This window comes from Sulfurovum sp., from assembly GCA_026990595.1.
Taxonomy (GTDB): domain Bacteria; phylum Campylobacterota; class Campylobacteria; order Campylobacterales; family Sulfurovaceae; genus Sulfurovum.
In genome coordinates this window covers 32,738-51,939 of record JALXCZ010000030.1, presented here as the reverse complement: position 1 = coordinate 51,939, position 19,202 = coordinate 32,738, and the positions used below count along the sequence as shown (strand labels likewise).

Here is a 19,202-nt window from a genome sequence, read left to right as displayed (position 1 = left end):
TAGAGATGCTTATCTGCGACTGCTGACATCTTATCTGATGGAATATACTGAGGAATGGGAGGTAGAAAGAAGCTATATTCAACCACAAAAGCTGGAACTGGTGATGGTTAAGCGTGAAGAGTTGCTGCAAAGTGTAGCTTAATAAATTGAAGGAGTTTGAAATTGCGAACTTTTAAGGATACTATCGCAGGATTCATCCATATCATGCCTATAGGTGCAGTGATCATGGGACTCTTTATGCTCTCTCTAGCAGGTGTTCCTCCATTCTCAGTATTTTGGGGTAAAATTTATGTAATGCAGGCAGCGGTGAATTCAGGGTATATTTGGTTGGCGATTGTTATGGGTCTTAACTCAGCGATTGCAGCATATTACTATTTGAAGTTGATCGTTTATATGTTCCTAAAAGATCCTGTAAAAGATGTAGATACGGTTTACTATAACCTTTCCAAGCCGCTGATGGCAGTCATTGGTTTAGCAACAGTAGCGACTATAGGAGCAATATTCTATGTGCAGCCACTCGTCTCTTATCTTTACTATATGATCAGCGCAAGCGGATACTAAAATAAAGGCAGCAGGTGACTGTTGCCTACTTAAGTAATAGTTTCTCCAATGTTTCTACACTTCCTTTTATAACATTGTTAAACTGAGAGTTATTAAATGTTCTTTGTCTTTTAGCAAGACGTGCGGTATTGGTAGTGATCTTCTCTGTCATTATCTCTTTGGAGTAGATACCGTCGAGATATGCCAAAGTCTCTTTGATCCCTATAGCTTTCATGCAGTTTGGTGCTCGTGTATATTTTTTTTCCAGCATACAGATTTCATCTATCAATCCATACTTGAGCATGATTTTGGTACGTTGTGCGATACGCTGACGTAAAAGATCTCTTTGCCACTCTATCTGATAAATAGGAAGAGGAGTAGAGATTATGGGCTTGGGAGGATAAATTTTAAAATATTCTGTTGCTGTTTTCCCTGTCTCCAAATAGATATTTAGTACTTTCTCTATGCGGTACATATCACTGCTCTCTATATTCGACATATAGAGGGGATCAAGACCATAGAGCCATTGGTAGGTTTCTTGGAGGTCAAACAAATGTGCTTTTGTCTTTTTTTGTGTTTCTTTACTGATAGTCGGTAGTGTGCTGACCCCCTCTAAAAGCATTTTAAGATAAAAACTCGTACCTCCGACAATGACGAGATTCTTGTGCTCTTTTTGACACTTTCGATAGACATCAAGATAGAGTGCAATGAATGTAGTCACATCAAACGATTCATTCGGAGAAATGACATCTATTCCAAAGTGTACTATCCCATCTCTCTCTCCTATTGTCGGCTTTGCTGAAACAATATCAATCTCTTTGTAAATAGAGAGTGAATCCAACGAGAGTATATGTGCATTTATCTGTTGAGCAGTTTTTATTGCAAGGGAACTTTTCCCTGATGCTGTAGAACCGATAAGTGCCAATTGTTTGATCTCTTCCATAGTGCAATCATAACAAGTTACTGCTAAGTGTTAAGGGTTAAGTACGAAGAGTGTAAAATACGATATGAATTTATTTGACAAGCATAACCGTTTTAATATAGCAAATTTAGTAACATACTTAAATGTAGCATTGGGTGTAGTGGCGATCTACTTCATCGTAAAAGGTGATTTTTTTACAGCCATTATTCTGGCATGGATGGCAGGTGCCTGTGATATTATTGATGGAAAACTGGCACGTAAATATAATCTTTCTACTGAGTACGGTATACAGCTGGACAGTTTTGCCGACTTTCTTTCCTTTGTTGTGATGCCTCCTTTTCTACTCTTTTATGCACTTAAAAGCGGTATGACAAGCAGTATGGAAGAGTTGATCGTTGGTTTGGTGTTCATTGCCTATATTATTGCAGGTCTGAGAAGACTGATAGAGTTTAACCTCAAAGTAGATGCAGGAGAAGTTGCCAAGTATTTTGAAGGTGTACCTACACCCCTTGGCGCTATTTTATTGTGGGTTCTCTATCTGCTTTTTAGTAATAGTATTATTACTTCTGTAGCAGTGATCACCCTTTTGGTAGTTATTATTGCATGGTCTATGAACTCTAAACTTAAAATTCCGCATCCATAGAAAGTGAGCAGTGAGCAGTGAGCAGTGAGCAGTTAAAGAAAAAAGGTTTTATTGAGAAGTTGAATGACTTCGCTGAGCTTGTAATGTTTAAACATTCAGTATTTTCATTGCCGTTCATCTTTATAGCAATGTTGGTAGCTTCCTATTTGAACAGTGGTTCAGGCTGGTTTGGCTGGAAACTTTTGTTTCTTGGTACCTTGGCAGCTGTAAGTGCACGTAACTTTGCCATGGGTGTCAACCGCTATCTTGACAGAGATATTGACAAACTTAACCCCCGTACAAAAGGAAGACCCTCAGTAGATGGTAGAGTAAGTGATGTACAGATGCTTGGGTTCATCGTTGTCAATGCAATGCTATTCATAGTAGTTGCCTATTTTGTCAATGATTTGGCGTTTAAATTGGCAGTGCCTATCCTTATGGTCTTGGGTGCCTATACGCTTTTTAAACGTTTCTCTGCTGCGGCACATCTAATATTGGGCATTAGTCTTGGTCTGGCTCCCATAGCCGGGGTTGTGGCAGTTAGCGGAGAGATCACTGCCTGGTCTGTCTATCTTGCCATAGGGGTCATGTTTTGGGTAGCAGGGTTTGATCTGCTTTATTCTTTGCAGGATATAGCATTTGACCAGGCACATAACCTTCACTCTGTCCCTTCACGTTTTGGTGCACTCAAGACAATGTATATTGCCAGAGTGTTTCATCTGTTGGCTGTAGGGTTTTGGACCTTGTTTGTTGCTAGTGCAGATTTGGGAATATGGGCATGGATTGCTGTGGTATTTGCAGCAGGGATGTTGGGGTATGAACACTACCTTGTCAACAAAGACTTTACAAAAATAGACAGAGCTTTTTTTACGGTTAACGGATATCTTGGCTTTGTCTTTTTGTTTTTAATTATTATAGAGGTGAGTTAGATGGAATACACTATTATTTTGGTACTGGTTTTTATTTTGGCGGTTATTTTGCTTTATCTGTATAACAATAACAGAAAACTGGCAGATCAGATCAAAATACTCAAAGAAGTACTGGCGATTAAAGATACCACCATCTCCAATCTTGAAGCTTCACGCGTGAGCGTTAAAGATGTTATAGAGAACCTCTCGTCACAGGAAGAGGTAATGGGATTGGTTGAAGCAGGAGAGAGCAGAGAGAGTATTTCTGAAAAACTTGGTATTCCTCTTAATAAAATAGAACTTATCATTAAATTTGACAAAATTAAAAAAGAGCAGAAAAGTGCCTCATAACAGTTGGAAGGCAGTACTTTCAAAGGCGTATGAGAGCTTGGATCATACATATCGTGCCTTTTTGGAAGAAGATAACGGCTATTTCCCATCAAAAGAGAGTTATCTGAATGCATTTAAAACACTCCCCAGACAAAAAGTAAAATATATTCTTTTTGGACAAGACCCCTATCCGCGTCCTGATAGTGCAGGAGGATATGCCTTTATTGATGAAAAGGTACAGAGACTTTTTTCAGCTACAGGACTAAGCAAGGAGGTCAACCGTGCTACCAGTCTGCGTAACTTTGTCAAAATGGCTCTTGTGGCAAGAGGCGATCTTAAAGAAGACCTTTCCCAGGAGGGCATTGCTCAAGTAGACAAAACACCGCTTATTGACTCCATAGAGGCATTGCGTTTAAATTTTGAAAAGAATGGTGTCCTGCTTCTTAATACAGCACTCATATTTACCGATAAAAAGAGTTCATCCAGACATATCAAAGCATGGAAACCTTTTATGCAGACACTTTTGGAACAACTGCAAAAGGATACACCAAAACTCATCTTGTTCGGTACCCATGCCAAAGCACTTAAAAAACAGTTTTCCCTTGAAATATTTGAATCTATAGAGATAGAACATCCCTATAACCACAGCTTTATCCGCAACGAAAAAGCCTTGGAGCTTTTCGGCTCAATGAAACTACTTGAAAAATAAAGGTTTTTTCGATACAATTCGCTCACCAAATATCGCATCTACAAAACAGTGCACTCTTAGCTCAGCTGGATAGAGCATCGGTTTGCGGTACCGAAGGTCACAGGTTCGAATCCTGTAGAGTGTACCACTTTTTTTTATTCAATCACACTTTTACACGTTTTCGATCGACATACTTGATGTATGCCTCACTCAAAGCACGTAAAAATTGCACTTGACTAAAGAGAAGCACTTATTATTTTCATTCATTTTTACTCAATGTACCTGATGTATACCTCGCAAAGAAGACGCAAAATCTGAATATGATCAAGAAAAAGAGATTTTTATGTAAAAACAACCCCTAACCAAATCTATACTATAATCGTATTATTACTTTTTGGAGCATTCTGCCATGAATATTTTACTCATAAATTCCAACCCTGTGGTCTCTCGGCTTATTTCTCTTTGTATGCGTGAAGAAGATACTGTTTTTGAAGAGGTGAAAAGTGTGAATGATGTGACACTTGACAGATATGCCATTGTTTTTGTGGATGACAGATCTTATAATGAAGATACAAAAAGAGTGCTTGAGAACCTTATGATACGTAAAAAAGTCTTTTTGTCCGGTACTGAGGCAAATGAAGAGATATCAGAATTTTTTGATGAGGTGATCAAAAAGCCTTTCTTGCCTTCTCAGATACGTGCGGTACTCAAAGGTATGGATGAGCGTGAGAGTGTGGAGAAAGCAGTGGATGTACCTTCTATTTTTCCTCTTGCTTCCGAAAAGGAAACAGCCCAAGAGCATGTAGATGATATTGAGAGAGTGAATGATACTAATGTACTGGACAGTAGTGAGATAGAGAAGATCAAAGCGCTTTTGGAGATGGAAGAAGAGGATGAAGTGCCGAGTGTGGAAGCACTCGATGAAGAGGAGATAGAGGCTCGCAAGGTAGAAATGATCAAGCAGCAGCTTGAAGCAGACGGTCTGGAAATCGTTTCAGAAGAGGAGTATGTAGAAGCACTCAGTAGCAAAGCTCCCAAAAAGAAAAAGAAAAACAAGTCTAAAAAAAATAAAGAAGAGACCTTTAATTTTGAAAAAGCGCTTCTCTCAGCTGTAGAAGGTATGAAGGTCAAGAAGATAAAAAAGCTTCTCAAAGGTGCAGAGGTGACCATTAAAATTGATTTTAAGGGCAAAAAGTAGATGCAGAGCAGACATAAAGGAGCTATTTTAGTACTTTCAGGTCCAAGCGGTGCAGGTAAAAGTACTATTATCAATGCCGCTTCCTCAGAGATAGGGGAATACTATTTTTCTATTTCAACAACCACACGTGCACCACGAGTAGGAGAGCAAAACGGTGTAGATTATTTTTTTGTGACCAAAGAGAGTTTTGAAGAGGATATAAAAGCAGGAAATTTTTTGGAGTATGCTGAAGTACACGGTAATTATTACGGTACCTCTCTCAAACCTGTAAGAGAGGCACTGAATGAGGGTAAACTGGTCATCTTTGACATTGATGTACAGGGGCACAGGCTTGTACGTGCCAAAATGAACGATATTACCACGTCAGCATTCATTACACCGCCTACGTTAAAAGAGTTGGAGCAAAGGCTGCGTGCAAGACGCACAGATGATGAATCCGTGATCGTCAATCGCATTGAAAATGCCAAAAATGAGATAAACGCGTTGGGAGAATATGATTTTACGATCATTAATGATACTGTAGAAGTTTCAGCTAGAGAATTTGTGATCGTAGCTAAAGCTGCAAGACTCAAACAAAGCAAAGAAGAGGAAGAGAAATTTATTCAAACGTGGCTGGGTTAGGTTGGGTTAAACATTTTTAAGTATAATTATTAAAATTTTAAAATTATATCCGTTTGGGATGTAAGTAAAGGATGAATTATGGGTATGCCAAGTATGCCGGAACTATTGATCGTATTAGCGATCGTTGTATTACTTTTTGGAGCTAAGAAGATCCCTGAACTTGCCAAAGGTATGGGAAAAGGGATAAAAGAGTTCAAAGGTGCCATGAAAGAAGAAGAAACAGAAGAAGAGACCAAAGAGATCGCTTCAAAAGAAGAAACGGAAACAAAGGTCGAAGCCAAAAAGAGTGAAGACGCTTAGTTTTCAAAATATGTTCCTGTCATCTTCGACGGGAATAGATATTTAAGCTGTAAATGCTAAAGACTCCCTCCTACTCACAAATACTGTATATGCAGTCCCACACAGAGCATGGGAACGAGAAAAATATTACGGAAAATCTATGAAATTAAAATCACAAATCAATGATGTTATTAAGAATGCTTTTGTAAAAGCCGGTATAGAGCATGAACCTATGTCTGTTACTGAAGCAACGAAACCGGAATTTGGTGACTATCAGTTCAACGGAGCCATGGCATTGGCAAAGCGTTTAGGTAAAAATCCGCGTCAGATTGCAGAGATGATCATGGAGAATCTTGATTTCTCAGGTATAGTTGTCAAGGCCCAGATCGCAGGACCTGGGTTTCTTAATCTCTGGATCAACCCTTTGTGGATAGCTCAGCAAGTGCAATCAGCATTGCATGATGAAAGATTAGGTGTAAGCAAGAGAGAGAATCCTATTAAAGTAGTCGTAGATTACTCCGGACCTAATATGGCAAAACAAATGCATGTGGGACATTTGCGTTCAACGATCATCGGCGATACATTGGCAAATCTTCTTACGTTTTTAGGAGATGAGGTGATACGCCAAAACCATATTGGTGACTGGGGCACACAGTTTGGTATGTTGATCGCTTATCTCGAAGAGACAGATGAAGACGGTTCTGGAAGCCTGAAAGATCTGGAACAGTTCTATAAAGATGCCAAAGAACGTTTTGATGCCGATGAGGCTTTTGCAGATAAAGCCAGAGAGTATGTTGTCAAGATACAAAGCGGGGATGAACACTGTCTGAAACTTTGGCAGAAATTTATCGATATTTCATTAAGACACTGTGAAGATGTCTATGACAAACTTTGTGTCAAGTTGACACGGGATGATGTTAAGGCAGAAAGCTTTTACAACAAAGATCTTCCGGAAGTCATAGAAGAACTGCTTGAAAAAAACATGCTTACCAAAAGTGATGGCGCACAATGTATTTTTCTTGAAGGTGAAGAGATCCCTGTAATCGTTCAAAAAGGTGACGGCGGTTACCTCTATGCGACTACCGACCTTGCAGCACTTCGTTATAGAGCTAATGTATTGGAGGCAAAACGTATTGCTTACGTAGTCGACGCAAGACAGGGAGGACATTTTAAACAGGTATTTAAAGTGGCAAAAGAGTCCGGTTTTGTACCTGAAGATGTCAAGTTGGAGCATATTGCATTTGGTACGATGATGGATAAAAACGGTAAACCATTCAAAACACGTGATGGAGGTACTGTAAAGCTTATTGACTTGCTAGATGAAGCTGTTGTCAAGGCAAAAGGTGCCATAAAAGACAAAGAGGGCTACAGTAAAGAAGAGGTAGAAGCACTTGCGAAGATCATCGGGATCGGTGCAGTCAAATATGCTGATCTTGCCATCAACCGTGAATCGAACTATATTTTTAATTGGGATAAGATGCTCTCATTTGATGGTAATACATCACTCTATATGCAGTATGCCTATGCAAGAATACAGAGTATTTTTAGAAAGTTCAATGGAGAGATCAAGGGAGATATTGTCATAGGTGATGCATTGGAACATCGCCTGAGCGTAATGCTTCTGCGTTTTGAAGATATGCTGGAGAGTGCAGCTGACAATGCTACACCAAACCAGATCACAGCCTATCTTTATGATTTGGCAACACTCTTTATGCGTTTTTACGAGCATAACCCTATTTTGAAAGAGGGTGTGGATGAAAAGACAAAAATGAGCCGTCTGCAACTAGCTGACCTAACAGCCAAAACTATTAAGCAAGGGCTTGATATACTTGGAATTGAAGTTGTAGACAGACTGTGATAAAATTAGAAATTAGAAATTAGAAATTAGAAATTAGAAATTAGGGGTAGTTCTGTGAAAGCACTTATGATTTTAGCGATACTTGCTACTTTTGGAATTATTTTCTTTCAATATAGCAGAAATAAAAATATCAAAAAACTCTTTATTGCTTTAGCAACATTCGGGATGATCATCTCACTGGCTGTAGTAGGGAATGTGACACGACCCATTATTCCACTTTTCATGGCACATATTATTTTACTCATATTGGCATGGGGTGGATTGATGTACTATCTAATGAAAGAGAAGTATTTCTGGTGGATCATTTTCTCTCCCATAGTAACGATAGGACTTTTTTTACTTTTAGAGTTTCTCGACGGATCCAGGCATGGGATCCTGGGTTAGAGGTTTTTTGCTTCTTTGTTTTTCTGTTGATTTTCAACAAGCTCACTTAAAAATGTTTCCAGTGAATATCGCTGTCTATATTCAGGTATCATAATATGGATAAGTATATCTCCAAGATCAGCAACGATCCACTCATCACTTACATCTGAATGAAGAAATATCTCTCCCTGTGGTTTTAATCCCTCTTTAAGATGATCAAAAAGTGCCTGTGTATGTTTTAAGTTCAGTGAATTTGCTATGACGACACGGTCGGCAATGTAGTCTGCATCATCCAGATTAAATACTTCTATCTCTTCAGCTTTTTTCTCATCAAGTATTTTTACAATACTCTCAATTCTCTCTTCAGTGGTCATTGATGGTTGTCCTTTAACTGTTTTCTTTACAGATTTTTTTATTTTTTTGTCAACATAGGTCAGATCTTTTAATTCTCGTATATCGGTTGAAGTTACCGGAACATCAAGCTCCAATATTTTCCACGCTCTAAGCATATTGGTTTTGACGGGGTGACCTTTTCTGGTGACGATCACCCAAACAATATGACTGTTGAGCCACTTGAATTCATGCCATTTTGTCAATGTTGACAGATTGTCAGAACCTATAATGAGATATTTGACATCAAATACTCTGTTGAAATATTTTACAGATTGTGAAGTTGTTGTACTTTTGCCCTCTTTTATCTCATAATCATCCACCATAACATCAGGAATGTCATCGAAAAGAGTGTGACACCACTTTAGGCGTTGTTTTGCATCTGCCAGTGAAGATGTTTTAAAAGGGTTTAAGTAGGCCGGTACAATAAGCAGTGTGTCAATATCCAAATTCTTTATAGCTATTTCAACAATGTTTTGATGTCCTCTGTGTGGAGGGTCAAAACTTCCGCCGAAGATTGCTGCTGTAGGCTTGGACTGATTAACCAAATGCTAACCTCATTTACTGTAAAATTATGCAATTCTAACATAATATGACTAAGGGCAAACTATGGCTGTAAAAGTAGCGATCAACGGACTTGGAAGAATCGGCAGATGTGTGGCACGTATCATTGCAGATAGAGATGACATTGAACTTGTGGCAGTAAATGCGAGCGGATCGGATGAGATGCTTGAATATAACCTTAAGTATGACTCGGTACATGGAAAACGAAATGATGTAAGTGTTGTGAACGGCTATTTGCACATTGGTAACGAAAAAGCCAAAAAATTTGCTGAACGTGATCTGGATAAGATAGATTTTGCTTCTGCTGGAGCAGAGATCGTTTTGGAGTGTACAGGAGCATTCTTAACCAAGGAGAGTGTACAGCCTTACCTTGAAAACGGTATTAAAAAAGTTGTATTTTCTGCCCCTGCTAAAGATGACACAGCCACCTTTGTTCTTGGGGCAAATGAGGGCGAATATGCAGGTGAAGCAGTGGTCTCCAATGCCAGTTGCACCACTAATGGTTTAGCACCGATAGCCAAAGTACTTGATGAGAATTTCGGTATAGAAAAAGGACTGATGACCACGATCCACTCTTATACCGCATCTCAGCCTATCCTGGATGCAAAGCATAAAAAAGATCCGAGAAAAGGGCGTTCAGGAGCAGTTAACCTTGTACCGACAACTACAGGTGCAGCAAAAGCTATTTCAAAAGTAATGCCTTCACTTGAAGGCAAACTCAATGGCCAGGCGATCAGGGTACCGACACCGGATGTTTCTATGGTAGACCTTACAGTCACGCTGGTTAAAGATACCACACTTGATGAAGTAAAAGCAGCATTCAAACGTGCGAGTGAAGGCTCACATAAAGGTATTTTAGGTGTAGATGAAGAATATAGGGTTTCTCAGGATTTCGTAGGTGAAGAGCAGAGTACAGTAGTTCCGTTAGATACTATTCAGGTGATCGGGGGGAATATGGTAAAAGTACTTTCCTGGTATGACAATGAGTGGGGTTACTCCTGTCGTTTGGTAGATATGGCAGTTTTTGTCAGTAAAAAACAGTAGGGGATAGCAGTAAAAATGAAAACACTCAAAGATATTGATATTGACGGTAAAAGAGTATTTATAAGATGTGACTTTAATGTTCCTAAAGATGAGTTTGGTAATATTACTGATGACAGACGTATCCGTGCGGCATTGCCTACGATCCGTTATTGTATCGACAGGGACTGCAAGGTCATTCTTGCATCACATTATGAAAGACCGGAGCCTGGAAAATATGAAGAAAAGTACTCTTTAAAACCTGTTGCCAAAAGACTTCAAACACTTTTAAAGATCAAAAATAACCTTTTTATGGCAGAAGATGTGGTTGGACCTGATGCAAAGGCAAAGGCAGCAAAAATGCAAGCGGGAGATGTACTTTTACTGGAGAATTTGCGTTTTGAAGCAGGAGAGACAAGCAATGATGAAGCTTTTGCAAAAGAATTGGCTTCTTTTGCCGATATCTATGTCAATGATGCATTTGGGGCATGCCACAGAAAGCATGCCTCGATCTATGCTATAGCTGAACAGTTCGATAAAGAGCATAAAGCAGCAGGTTTTCTGATGAGCAAAGAGGTGAACTTTTTTGGAAAAGTACTTGAAAACCCTATTAGACCGTTTATTGCTGTAGTTGGGGGTTCCAAAGTCTCAGGAAAATTACAGGCATTGACAAATCTTCTCAATAAAGTAGACAAAGTGATCATCGGCGGAGGTATGGCATTTACATTCCTCAAAGCCCAAGGTTATGAAATAGGTAAATCTCTGGTTGAAGATGATCTTATAGATGAAGCAAGAGATATTATGGAAAAAGCGCATGATCTGGGGGTGAAGTTCTATCTGCCTGTTGATTTTGTTGTTGCACCGGAATTTTCTGAAAATACGGCAGTGAAATATCTTCCGTCACAAGAGATCCCTAAAGATTGGATGGGACTTGACACGGGACCTGCAAGTTCAAGACTTTTCCGAGAAGTCCTTAATGATGCACAGACGATCATCTGGAACGGTCCTATGGGTGTGTATGAAATGGACAAATTTTCCAAAGGAAGCATCATGATGTCACACCATATTGCCGAGACGCATGCAACGACTATTGTAGGCGGTGGAGATACTGCTGATGTTGCCCAAAGAGCAGGAGACGTGGATGAGATGACATTTGTCAGTACAGGTGGAGGTGCGAGTCTGAAATTGATTGAAGGTATCAAGCTCCCTGGTCTTGAAGCATTGGAAAAATAGCAGCTTCTGAAAGGATATAAAATGATATATGCCGCCAACTTTAAAACAAACCATACCAGAAAAAGTACATATGCGTATATAAAAGCATTAAATGAAAAATTATCTGTAAAAAAGCCTGATGATAAGGTATATATTTTCCCTCCTTCCACAGCATTGGATAGGTATAAGGGTGATTTCACGATAGGTGTGCAAAATGCCTATCCGGCATATAATGGTGCATATACCGGTGAGATAGGCTTGGAGCAGTTAGATGAGTTTGATATAAAAACCATCCTTATCGGTCATAGTGAAAGACGTGAATATATGGCAGAGACACAGGAAAAAGTAGCAGTCAAATTTGCTTTTTTTCAAGAGCAGGGATTTGAGATCATCTACTGCATCGGTGAACCTTTAGAGATTCGTGAAAAAGGTTTTGAAGCGGTGATGAAATATCTTTTAGCACAGTTTAATGGGATAGATATTCATTATGAAAATCTTATTGTGGCATATGAGCCTATTTGGGCGATAGGTACAGGAAGAAGTGCTACAGTTGAGGAGATATCTACTACGCATCGTGCTCTTAAAAAAGTTATCAATAGTAAACCATTACTTTATGGCGGCTCTGCTAAACCTGCCAATATTAAGGAAATTGCGAGTATCGCCGGGGTAGATGGGGTTTTAGTGGGGAGTGCATCACTGAATGCAGAGAGTTTTTCTCAGATGATACTGTAAGGTCGAGTTGCTACCATCCCGACCTGTATGTTATTTAAACAGATCAGCCAATGCAGTTGTATCTTTTGTTTTCTCCATTTCTCCACTTTCTGAAGTTTCAGTTTGTCTTTCTGTCACACCTTCTACTTCATTAAGTTCTATGGTGTAACCTGTCAGCATAGATGCAAGGCGGATATTGATACCGCTTCTACCAATAGCTTTCGCTTTTTGGTCACCGGTAATGTTAATGACTGCTTTTTTCTCCTCCGCATCTACTTTAATACTTTGTGTGATCGCAGGGCTTAGTGCTCTGGTAATGAAAACTTCAGGGATAGGTGAGTACTCGATACAGTCGATATTTTCACCGTTAAGCTCTTGGCTTACAGCATTGATACGTACACCTTTTACACCGACGGCTGCACCGATAGGATCAACATTCATTTGCTCTGTCTTAAGGGCAATTTTTGCTCTTTCACCGGGGATCCTTGCAGCACCGATAATTTCAACGACACCATCTTCAATTTCAGGTACTTCATTTGCCATCAGTGCTTCAAGAAATTTAGGAGAAGTGCGCGTAAGTTCAAGAAAAAGACCGTATTGTGGATCAACACTGACATAACGCAGTAGTGCTCTAATAGTGTCACCACGTTTAAATTTCTCCCCTTTGATACGGTTTCTAAGCGTTAAAATACCTTTAAGCTCGCCGATCTCTACATGGGTATTGTCATCAGCATCTACACGATTAACAGTACCCAACATAACAGAACCTACTTTTTCTCTGTATTTTTCAAAAAGATCCTGTTCTATTCGTCTTTGGATATGGTATTCAAGCTCCCTAAAGAGGTTTGCAGAAGCGGTACGTCCATGATCTTCAAGCACAAATTCTTCTTTAAGTTGGTCACCGAGCTCAAGTGAATCGTCAAACTCTTTTGCTTCAGAAAGAGGTATGAATGCATCGGAAGGTATTTTCTCTTTATGATCCTCTTTGCCTACTTCAACAAAAAGCTGTTCATCATTATCAGCAACAACAGTGATCACTTTATTGACAGAATATGTTTTTGTATCGTTGTCGATCAGTACTTCAAAATTGCTTGTAAATGTTGTAAGTTTTTTTGCCGTATTGATCAAAGCTTCTTTGAAAGCATCCAACGCATGCTCTTTAGAGATGTTTTTTTCATGTGCAATAGCTTCTATAATGTCTAATATTTTTTCCATCTATTTTTCCCTTAATAAATCTTTTTGATAAAAATTCAATCATACCCGCTACAAGAGGTAACAAAACAGTATTAAGTACATCTATGAGGTGGTGTTTTTGAAGATTAGCATTATAGCTAATCAAACCTTTACTGAAAATAAAGTATAATCAGATCAATTATTGAATAGAAATCAAAGGAATATAGATGAAACTAAAACTTGCTAGAACAACACTTAAAGCGAAGCCAAAAACAATAGAGTTGAAAAAATTGGAAGATGAACTAGCAAACAGATCTATATTTTATTTTGATAAGGATAACTCACATAAAGAGTTGAAAGAACTTATTGAACATTTTGAAGAAAAGGGCTATTCTGTTTACATGCGCGAAGTGAAGTATGGATTGGATGATAATGAATATATCTATGAAGTACATATTATTGCCTAAAGCAAAGAGAATTAATTGCCTAAAAAATTATTTATAGAAACACTCGGTTGCGCGATGAATGTTCGCGACAGCGAGCATATGATCGCAGAGTTGAACCAAAAAGAACCTTACGAACTTACCCAAGAACTTTCCGAAGCCGATCTTATCATTATCAATACCTGCTCTGTACGGGAGAAGCCTGTAGCAAAACTTTTTTCTGAGATAGGCGTATTTAACAAATATAAAAAAGAGGGTGCGAAGATAGGTGTCTGCGGATGTACCGCAAGTCATTTGGGAAAAGATATCATTAAAAGAGCTCCTTCGGTTGATTTTGTACTGGGTGCCAGGAATGTCTCCAAGATCACAGAAGTGGTTGACAGGAAACATGCAGTTGAAGTAGATACGGATTTTGATGAAAGTATGTACTCTTTTGGTGACTACAGAAGCAACCCTTTTAAAGCCATGGTCAACATCTCTATGGGATGTGACAAATCCTGTACCTTTTGTATTGTTCCCACTACACGGGGTGAAGAGATTTCCATTCCCAGTGATCTTTTAGTACAGGAAATTACAAAAGCAGTCGTTTCCGGTGCCAAAGAGGTGATGCTCCTTGGGCAGAATGTAAATAACTACGGAAGACGTTTTGGATCCTTGGAAGAGCAGTGTGATTTTACGCAGCTTTTGCGTAAAGTCTCAGCCATTGAGGGATTGGAGCGTATCAGGTTTCAATCTCCGCATCCTTTGCATATGGATGATGCATTCATTCAGGAATTTGCTTCCAACCCTAAAATATGCAAGCAGATACATGTGCCGCTGCAAAGCGGCTCCACCTCACTGCTAAAAGCAATGAAACGTGGGTATACCAAAGAGAATTTTTTAAACCGTTGTGAAAAAATACGTACGCTTTGTCCTGAAGCAACCATCTCTACTGATGTCATTGTCGGTTTCCCCGGTGAGAGTGATGCAGATTTTGAAGATACGATGGATGTTCTTGAAAAGGTACGTTTTGAACAAATGTTCTCTTTTAAATATTCTGCACGCCCGCATACGGAAGCAGCCGAATTTAAAAACCAAATCGACAATGCCCTCTCGGGAGAACGTCTGACAAGACTGCAGGCACGACATACCCAAATACTTGATGAGATCATGGATGCCCAGTTGGGGAAAATACATTCGGTCTATTTTGATGAACTCAAATCAGAAGGAAGGATCTCCGGACGTTCTGATGACGGGAAACTGGTGTTTGTTAAAGGAAGTGAAGAATTGCTTGGAAAGATCTTGGATGTGAAGATCATTAAAACTTCCAGAGGAGCACTCGACGGTGTGCTTGTTTAGGTAAAGAATGAAGCACTTTTTACAGCAAATAGCACAGAGGGTTGTTCCGCCCATCGTTTATGTGTTCATGCGTATCGTCTGGTTTACTACGTCCAGAAAATTTCATTTTATTACACCTATAGACGAAGCACAGCATGTCTGTGTCTGTTGGCACGGTGAACTTTTCATGAGTCCACAAGCATATAGGAAAATTCATAAAAAACATCCTGCTTCAGCGATCATTTCTTCTCATTTTGACGGTTCTCTCATTGCTGGTACACTAAATTTATTACATATTAGACCGCTTAGAGGTTCTTCCCGAAAGGGGGCAAAACAAGTGTTGATGCAAGCTTTTAAAAGTATTAAACGTGGAGAAGAAGTACTTATCACCCCTGACGGACCCAAGGGGCCAAGACACTCTATGAGTGACGGAGCCATAGGCATCGCACTGAAGAGCAAGCTTCCTATTTTCATCATGAACTTTAAAGCTGAGGATTATTGGCAGTTAAAGAGTTGGGACAGATTTGTCATCCCCAAACCTTTTACAAAAGTGGATTTTTATATACAGAGTATTTCTCTTGAAGGCATGGCACTTGATGAGGCTCGAGCATACCTGCTGGAAAAGATGCTGGAACACACTATTGAGTGAGGAGTGAGGAGTGAGGAGTGAGGAATTAGAAAGATATAGTGAAGATTTTCTTGAGTATCTTTTTGACGTACGTGGATATTCCGAAGCTACGGTTGAAACCTATGAAGTTGCCTTGCGTCAGATGGTAGAAGTGAGCAACTTCTATAAAGAAGAGGGAGAGTGGGTGTTGGATATTACTCCTTTTCGCTTTGCTATTGTCAAAAACAGTAAAAAGACGATTGTTAAAAAACTCTCTGCAGTACGCTCTTTTGTAAAGTATTTGGAAGATCAGTGTCTAATGCCGGTCAAACTGATAGCAGATGAATCGATTAAAGTGCCCCAGAGCCTCCCTAAGCCTATAGAGGAGGCTTACATAGTAGAAGTACTAGACAAGGCAAATTTAGAGGAAAAATTGCTTATTTCAGTGCTCTATGGGTTAGGTCTGCGTATCTCTGAGTTAAGTGGACTGAAACTTACAGATATTAAAGAAGAATGGGTCCAGATCCATGGTAAAGGGAACAAAGTACGGGAATTGCCGCTTTTAGAAGAGTTGCAAAGTTTGATCACGCTTTATAAAAAGCAGTATATGCCTAAAAAGTATCTGTTTGAGAAAGGCAACAGCCCGATGAATGCTGCACAGCTACGTTACAAGATCACGAAACTCTTTAAAGCTTCAGGCATCAAGGTCACCCCCCACCAGTTACGTCACTCGTTTGCTACCCACCTGCTTAACAACGGGGCACGCATTGCGGATGTAAGCGAACTTTTGGGACATGCAACTATGGCAACCACACAGGTCTATACCAAGCTTGGGAGTGCGAAGAAGATGCAGGAGTATATGAAAGCGCACCCTCTAGTTAGTGAGGAGTGAGCAACGAGGAATTGCTGTAGGTCGGGATGCCCCACCCCGACAATAATATGCATAAAGAAAAAGCTTTATTGGTTTATGGGGTTTGTACTGTCTGGGTAAGGGTACCCCGACCTACAAAATATCTATATTCTCTTTAAATAGGTAGGGTCTGATTTTCGAGGGAATTTTTTTTATTCTGCATTGCTCTTTAAACGGTTTTGGCATATCGGCAGTGACATAGGGTGCAATATAAAGCAGATCATTTTCTAATTCCACTGCCCACTCTCCACCTATGACAAGGCTATTCTCATTTTCTATCTCTTTACGTTGAGATGCTGAGAGGAGGTATCCTGAATTTTTGAGTGCGATGTCTGTCGCTTTTGTTTTTGTTTTTGGATTGTACAATTTGATAATACGCAATTTTTTTTCAGTATGAATAAGTTCAAAACCTTTCTCAAGTTCCTTTTTGTCTTTTCTCAGGTACTCAAAACTGCGTCTGATTCCTTCTTTATATGCCTTTATAAGAGGGTCAGAGAATTGTTGTCTGAACTTGTTCCTCTCATACTTTTCATCACTGTTGCTTTCATCGATGAAATAGGGGTGATCGTTCTCTTTCAGATAATCAAGCAGTTCATCTTTGCTGTATTCAAGAAGCGGGCGTATCAAGATATAACCTTCTCTTTGCGTGACAGGTTCCAGCCCTATAAGTTCAGAAACTCCCGCCCCTTTGGTCAGGCGCATGAGAAACCATTCGAGCTGGTCATTGAACTGATGTGCGGTGATCAGTGTATCATAAGTATGTTCTTTGATGAGTGATTCAAAGAACTCATAACGGAACTTTCGTGCTTTGCTTTCAAAGTGCGTATCAAACTTAGGTGCTTGAATGGTATGACAAAAGAGTTCATGTTCTTTTGCCAGTGCTTTGGCATGTGCTACTTCTTTTTTACTCTCTTCTCTGATGCCATAGTCAACAATGGCGATGTCGAATTTGATGTTGTTTTCTATAAGTAGGAAGAAGAGTGCTGAGGAGTCTACTCCTGCTGAGAATGCTAATAGGTTTTTTTTATTTTTTAAATGGGCTGTATTTATGTTTAGCAAGATTCCCTTTCTCTTCAATTGAGGCGTTGTTTCTCTCTTCATTTTTTTAGAAAAAACGAAGCAAAAAATCGTCTCTCCTCTCGAATCGCTTTGCTTTCAAGGTCGTTCGGAGAGACAGGGCACGCAAGCGTGATTGATGGATGTGCTATCGCATGCATTGTTTTAGTAGGGTTGCTAAAAGTTGGGTGCCTACTAGCTCTGTAATTTTTGCTTCATATATCTTACCATATTCTACAGGTAAGTCTGAAGTATCATTTACAAGTATCTCTCCATCTATATCAACTGCCCAGTTTAGTGGTCTGGCACTTAGTAGGTATTCGTGTTCATCACTTTCGCCGTCTATTACCAATGTAACTGTTTTGCCTAGCATATTTTCTAAAGACTTTTGTGTACTCTTATCGGCTATAGCTCCTAATATGTCTGCTCTTTGGTTAATGATCTCCTGGGAGATCTGCTCCATTTCGTAAGCAGTGGTGGTCTCTTCGTTGGAGTAGTGGAAAGTATTGAAACGGTCAAAGCCGAACTCTTCCATGAAAGAGCAGAGTTTTTCAAAACTCTCCTCTGATTCTCCGGGATGTCCTGCAATGACAGAGGTACGTAAAAAGGCATTGGGTTTGCTTTTCATATGTTCAAGCAGCTCAATGGTTTTTGCTTCTCCAAAGCCGCGTTTCATGGTTTTAAGCACGGTATCATCGATGTGCTGGATGGGCATATCATAGTAGGTTTGGAAAATGTTTGAGTCCGCAATGGTATCGATGAGTGCAAATGTGGTCGTACTGGGGTAAAGGTACAAGATTCTGGCACTTTTGACACCCTCTATAGCTTCTATAGCTTTAATGAGGTCGATCAAGCCATCCTGAAGTCCCATATCTCTTCCATAGCTTGAACTGTCCTGAGAGATGAAAGAGAAGTCATAAAAACCCTCCTTGACCAACATATCTACTTCTTTGACAATGGAAGAAAGAGAACGTGAATGCAGTTTTCCCTTAAAGCTTGGAATCGCACAGAAAGAGCAGCTCTGGTTGCACCCTTCTGCAATCTTGATATAGGCATGGTAGTTTGAACCTGTAATGACTCTGCCGCTTGTTTCAGTTGCGAGGTAGACTTCAGGCGAAAAGGTACTCTGTTTAGAGGCGATGAGAGCATCAATCTTCTCATAATCGCCCACGCCTGTAAAGATGTCGATTTCAGGAAGTTCTTTTTGAAGATCTTCTTTATATCGCTCGGACAGACACCCTGCCATCACCAGAACAGAGTTCTTTTTACGTTCTTCATGCAGGTTAAGTACCGTGTTGATACTCTCCTCTTTGGCGGCATCAATGAACCCGCAGGTATTGACGATGATTACATCGGCCTGTGTGTTGTCATCGGTGATCTCATACGCTTTAAGGCGTCCGAGCATCACTTCGGAGTCAACAAGGTTTTTGGTGCAGCCGAGGCTGACAAGGTGTAATTTTTTTTGCATAG

Annotated in this window: 22 protein-coding genes and 1 tRNA gene; 18 read left to right on the top strand and 5 right to left on the bottom strand. The window is 39.7% G+C overall.

Going from position 1 to position 19,202, the window contains the following annotated elements; all coding sequences use genetic code 11:
• Positions 1-162: 162 nt before the first annotated feature.
• Entirely contained in the window at positions 163-561 is a 399-nt protein-coding gene (locus MVE01_RS06665) for a proton-conducting transporter transmembrane domain-containing protein (protein ID WP_472561396.1), read from the top strand.
• 25 nt (positions 562-586) lie between these two features.
• Here the strand turns inward: MVE01_RS06665 and miaA are convergent, their stop codons facing one another.
• A complete protein-coding gene (gene miaA / locus MVE01_RS06660; protein WP_472561395.1) occupies positions 587-1,483 on the bottom strand; it encodes a tRNA (adenosine(37)-N6)-dimethylallyltransferase MiaA in 897 nt (298 codons plus the stop codon).
• Between the two features lie 64 nt (positions 1,484-1,547).
• Here miaA and MVE01_RS06655 point away from each other — a divergent pair, with 64 nt between their 5' ends.
• From MVE01_RS06655 to MVE01_RS06610, 10 genes are all read left to right on the top strand, one after another.
• On the top strand, positions 1,548-2,105 hold the full coding sequence (locus tag MVE01_RS06655) for a CDP-alcohol phosphatidyltransferase family protein (RefSeq protein WP_472561394.1): 558 nt from the start codon (positions 1,548-1,550) through the stop codon (positions 2,103-2,105).
• 17 nt (positions 2,106-2,122) lie between these two features.
• Complete coding sequence (gene mqnP / locus MVE01_RS06650; protein ID WP_472561393.1) at positions 2,123-3,013, top strand: menaquinone biosynthesis prenyltransferase MqnP; 891 nt, start codon at positions 2,123-2,125, stop codon at positions 3,011-3,013.
• Positions 3,014-3,343: a sigma-70 family RNA polymerase sigma factor gene (locus tag MVE01_RS06645; RefSeq protein ID WP_472561392.1), complete on the top strand. Its 330-nt coding sequence runs from the start codon at positions 3,014-3,016 to the stop codon at positions 3,341-3,343.
• Positions 3,333-4,031, top strand: a complete 699-nt coding sequence (locus tag MVE01_RS06640) for a uracil-DNA glycosylase family protein (protein ID WP_472561391.1) — start codon at positions 3,333-3,335, stop codon at positions 4,029-4,031. Before MVE01_RS06645 ends, MVE01_RS06640 begins: the two co-directional genes overlap by 11 nt.
• A 50-nt stretch (positions 4,032-4,081) precedes the next feature.
• A tRNA-Arg gene (locus MVE01_RS06635) sits at positions 4,082-4,158 on the top strand.
• Between the two features lie 261 nt (positions 4,159-4,419).
• On the top strand, positions 4,420-5,208 hold the full coding sequence (locus tag MVE01_RS06630) for a hypothetical protein (protein WP_472561390.1): 789 nt from the start codon (positions 4,420-4,422) through the stop codon (positions 5,206-5,208).
• The gene (gmk, locus tag MVE01_RS06625) at positions 5,209-5,829 is read left to right on the top strand and encodes a guanylate kinase (RefSeq protein WP_472561389.1); all 621 of its coding nucleotides are present in this window, start codon (positions 5,209-5,211) and stop codon (positions 5,827-5,829) included.
• 78 nt (positions 5,830-5,907) lie between these two features.
• Positions 5,908-6,129 (top strand): Sec-independent protein translocase subunit TatA/TatB, encoded by a 222-nt coding sequence (locus MVE01_RS06620; protein WP_472561388.1) that lies wholly within the window; start codon positions 5,908-5,910, stop codon positions 6,127-6,129.
• Between the two features lie 139 nt (positions 6,130-6,268).
• Positions 6,269-7,966 carry an arginine--tRNA ligase gene (gene argS, locus MVE01_RS06615; protein WP_472561387.1) on the top strand — a complete coding sequence of 566 codons (1,698 nt, stop codon included), beginning with the start codon at positions 6,269-6,271 and terminating at the stop codon, positions 7,964-7,966.
• A gap of 54 nt (positions 7,967-8,020) precedes the next feature.
• Positions 8,021-8,350 (top strand): hypothetical protein, encoded by a 330-nt coding sequence (locus MVE01_RS06610; RefSeq protein ID WP_472561386.1) that lies wholly within the window; start codon positions 8,021-8,023, stop codon positions 8,348-8,350.
• On the opposite strand, the gene nadD is transcribed toward MVE01_RS06610, so the two are convergent.
• Positions 8,347-9,267, bottom strand: coding sequence for a nicotinate (nicotinamide) nucleotide adenylyltransferase (nadD, locus tag MVE01_RS06605; RefSeq protein WP_472561385.1), 921 nt, complete (start codon positions 9,265-9,267; stop codon positions 8,347-8,349). The two genes, MVE01_RS06610 and nadD, sit on opposite strands and share 4 nt — an antisense overlap.
• A gap of 61 nt (positions 9,268-9,328) precedes the next feature.
• Here nadD and gap point away from each other — a divergent pair, with 61 nt between their 5' ends.
• The 3 genes from gap to MVE01_RS06590 are packed head-to-tail and all read left to right on the top strand — an operon-like array spanning position 9,329 to position 12,247.
• Complete coding sequence (gene gap / locus MVE01_RS06600; protein ID WP_472561384.1) at positions 9,329-10,327, top strand: type I glyceraldehyde-3-phosphate dehydrogenase; 999 nt, start codon at positions 9,329-9,331, stop codon at positions 10,325-10,327.
• Positions 10,328-10,342: 15 nt separating this feature from the next.
• Complete coding sequence (locus MVE01_RS06595; RefSeq protein WP_472561383.1) at positions 10,343-11,536, top strand: phosphoglycerate kinase; 1,194 nt, start codon at positions 10,343-10,345, stop codon at positions 11,534-11,536.
• A 21-nt stretch (positions 11,537-11,557) separates the two neighbouring features.
• Positions 11,558-12,247, top strand: a complete 690-nt coding sequence (locus MVE01_RS06590) for a triose-phosphate isomerase (protein WP_472561382.1) — start codon at positions 11,558-11,560, stop codon at positions 12,245-12,247.
• Between the two features lie 30 nt (positions 12,248-12,277).
• On the opposite strand, the gene nusA is transcribed toward MVE01_RS06590, so the two are convergent.
• Positions 12,278-13,441 carry a transcription termination factor NusA gene (gene nusA / locus MVE01_RS06585; RefSeq protein ID WP_472561381.1) on the bottom strand — a complete coding sequence of 388 codons (1,164 nt, stop codon included), beginning with the start codon at positions 13,439-13,441 and terminating at the stop codon, positions 12,278-12,280.
• Positions 13,442-13,626: 185 nt separating this feature from the next.
• Between nusA and MVE01_RS06580 the strand changes: the two genes are divergently transcribed.
• From MVE01_RS06580 to MVE01_RS06565, 4 genes are read left to right on the top strand one after another with little or no spacing between them, the layout of a single operon-like run.
• A complete protein-coding gene (locus MVE01_RS06580; protein WP_472561380.1) occupies positions 13,627-13,866 on the top strand; it encodes an HP0268 family nuclease in 240 nt (79 codons plus the stop codon).
• A gap of 15 nt (positions 13,867-13,881) precedes the next feature.
• Positions 13,882-15,180 (top strand): tRNA (N6-isopentenyl adenosine(37)-C2)-methylthiotransferase MiaB, encoded by a 1,299-nt coding sequence (miaB, locus tag MVE01_RS06575; protein WP_472561379.1) that lies wholly within the window; start codon positions 13,882-13,884, stop codon positions 15,178-15,180.
• Between the two features lie 7 nt (positions 15,181-15,187).
• Entirely contained in the window at positions 15,188-15,808 is a 621-nt protein-coding gene (locus MVE01_RS06570) for a lysophospholipid acyltransferase family protein (protein ID WP_472561378.1), read from the top strand.
• Positions 15,809-15,818: 10 nt separating this feature from the next.
• Complete coding sequence (locus MVE01_RS06565) at positions 15,819-16,658, top strand: tyrosine-type recombinase/integrase (protein WP_472561377.1); 840 nt, start codon at positions 15,819-15,821, stop codon at positions 16,656-16,658.
• Between the two features lie 111 nt (positions 16,659-16,769).
• Here the strand turns inward: MVE01_RS06565 and tilS are convergent, their stop codons facing one another.
• Together tilS and rimO are read right to left on the bottom strand one after the other, a co-directional pair.
• Entirely contained in the window at positions 16,770-17,735 is a 966-nt protein-coding gene (gene tilS / locus MVE01_RS06560) for a tRNA lysidine(34) synthetase TilS (protein WP_472561376.1), read from the bottom strand.
• Between the two features lie 145 nt (positions 17,736-17,880).
• Positions 17,881-19,200 carry a 30S ribosomal protein S12 methylthiotransferase RimO gene (gene rimO / locus MVE01_RS06555; RefSeq protein WP_472561375.1) on the bottom strand — a complete coding sequence of 440 codons (1,320 nt, stop codon included), beginning with the start codon at positions 19,198-19,200 and terminating at the stop codon, positions 17,881-17,883.
• Positions 19,201-19,202: the final 2 nt, after the last annotated feature.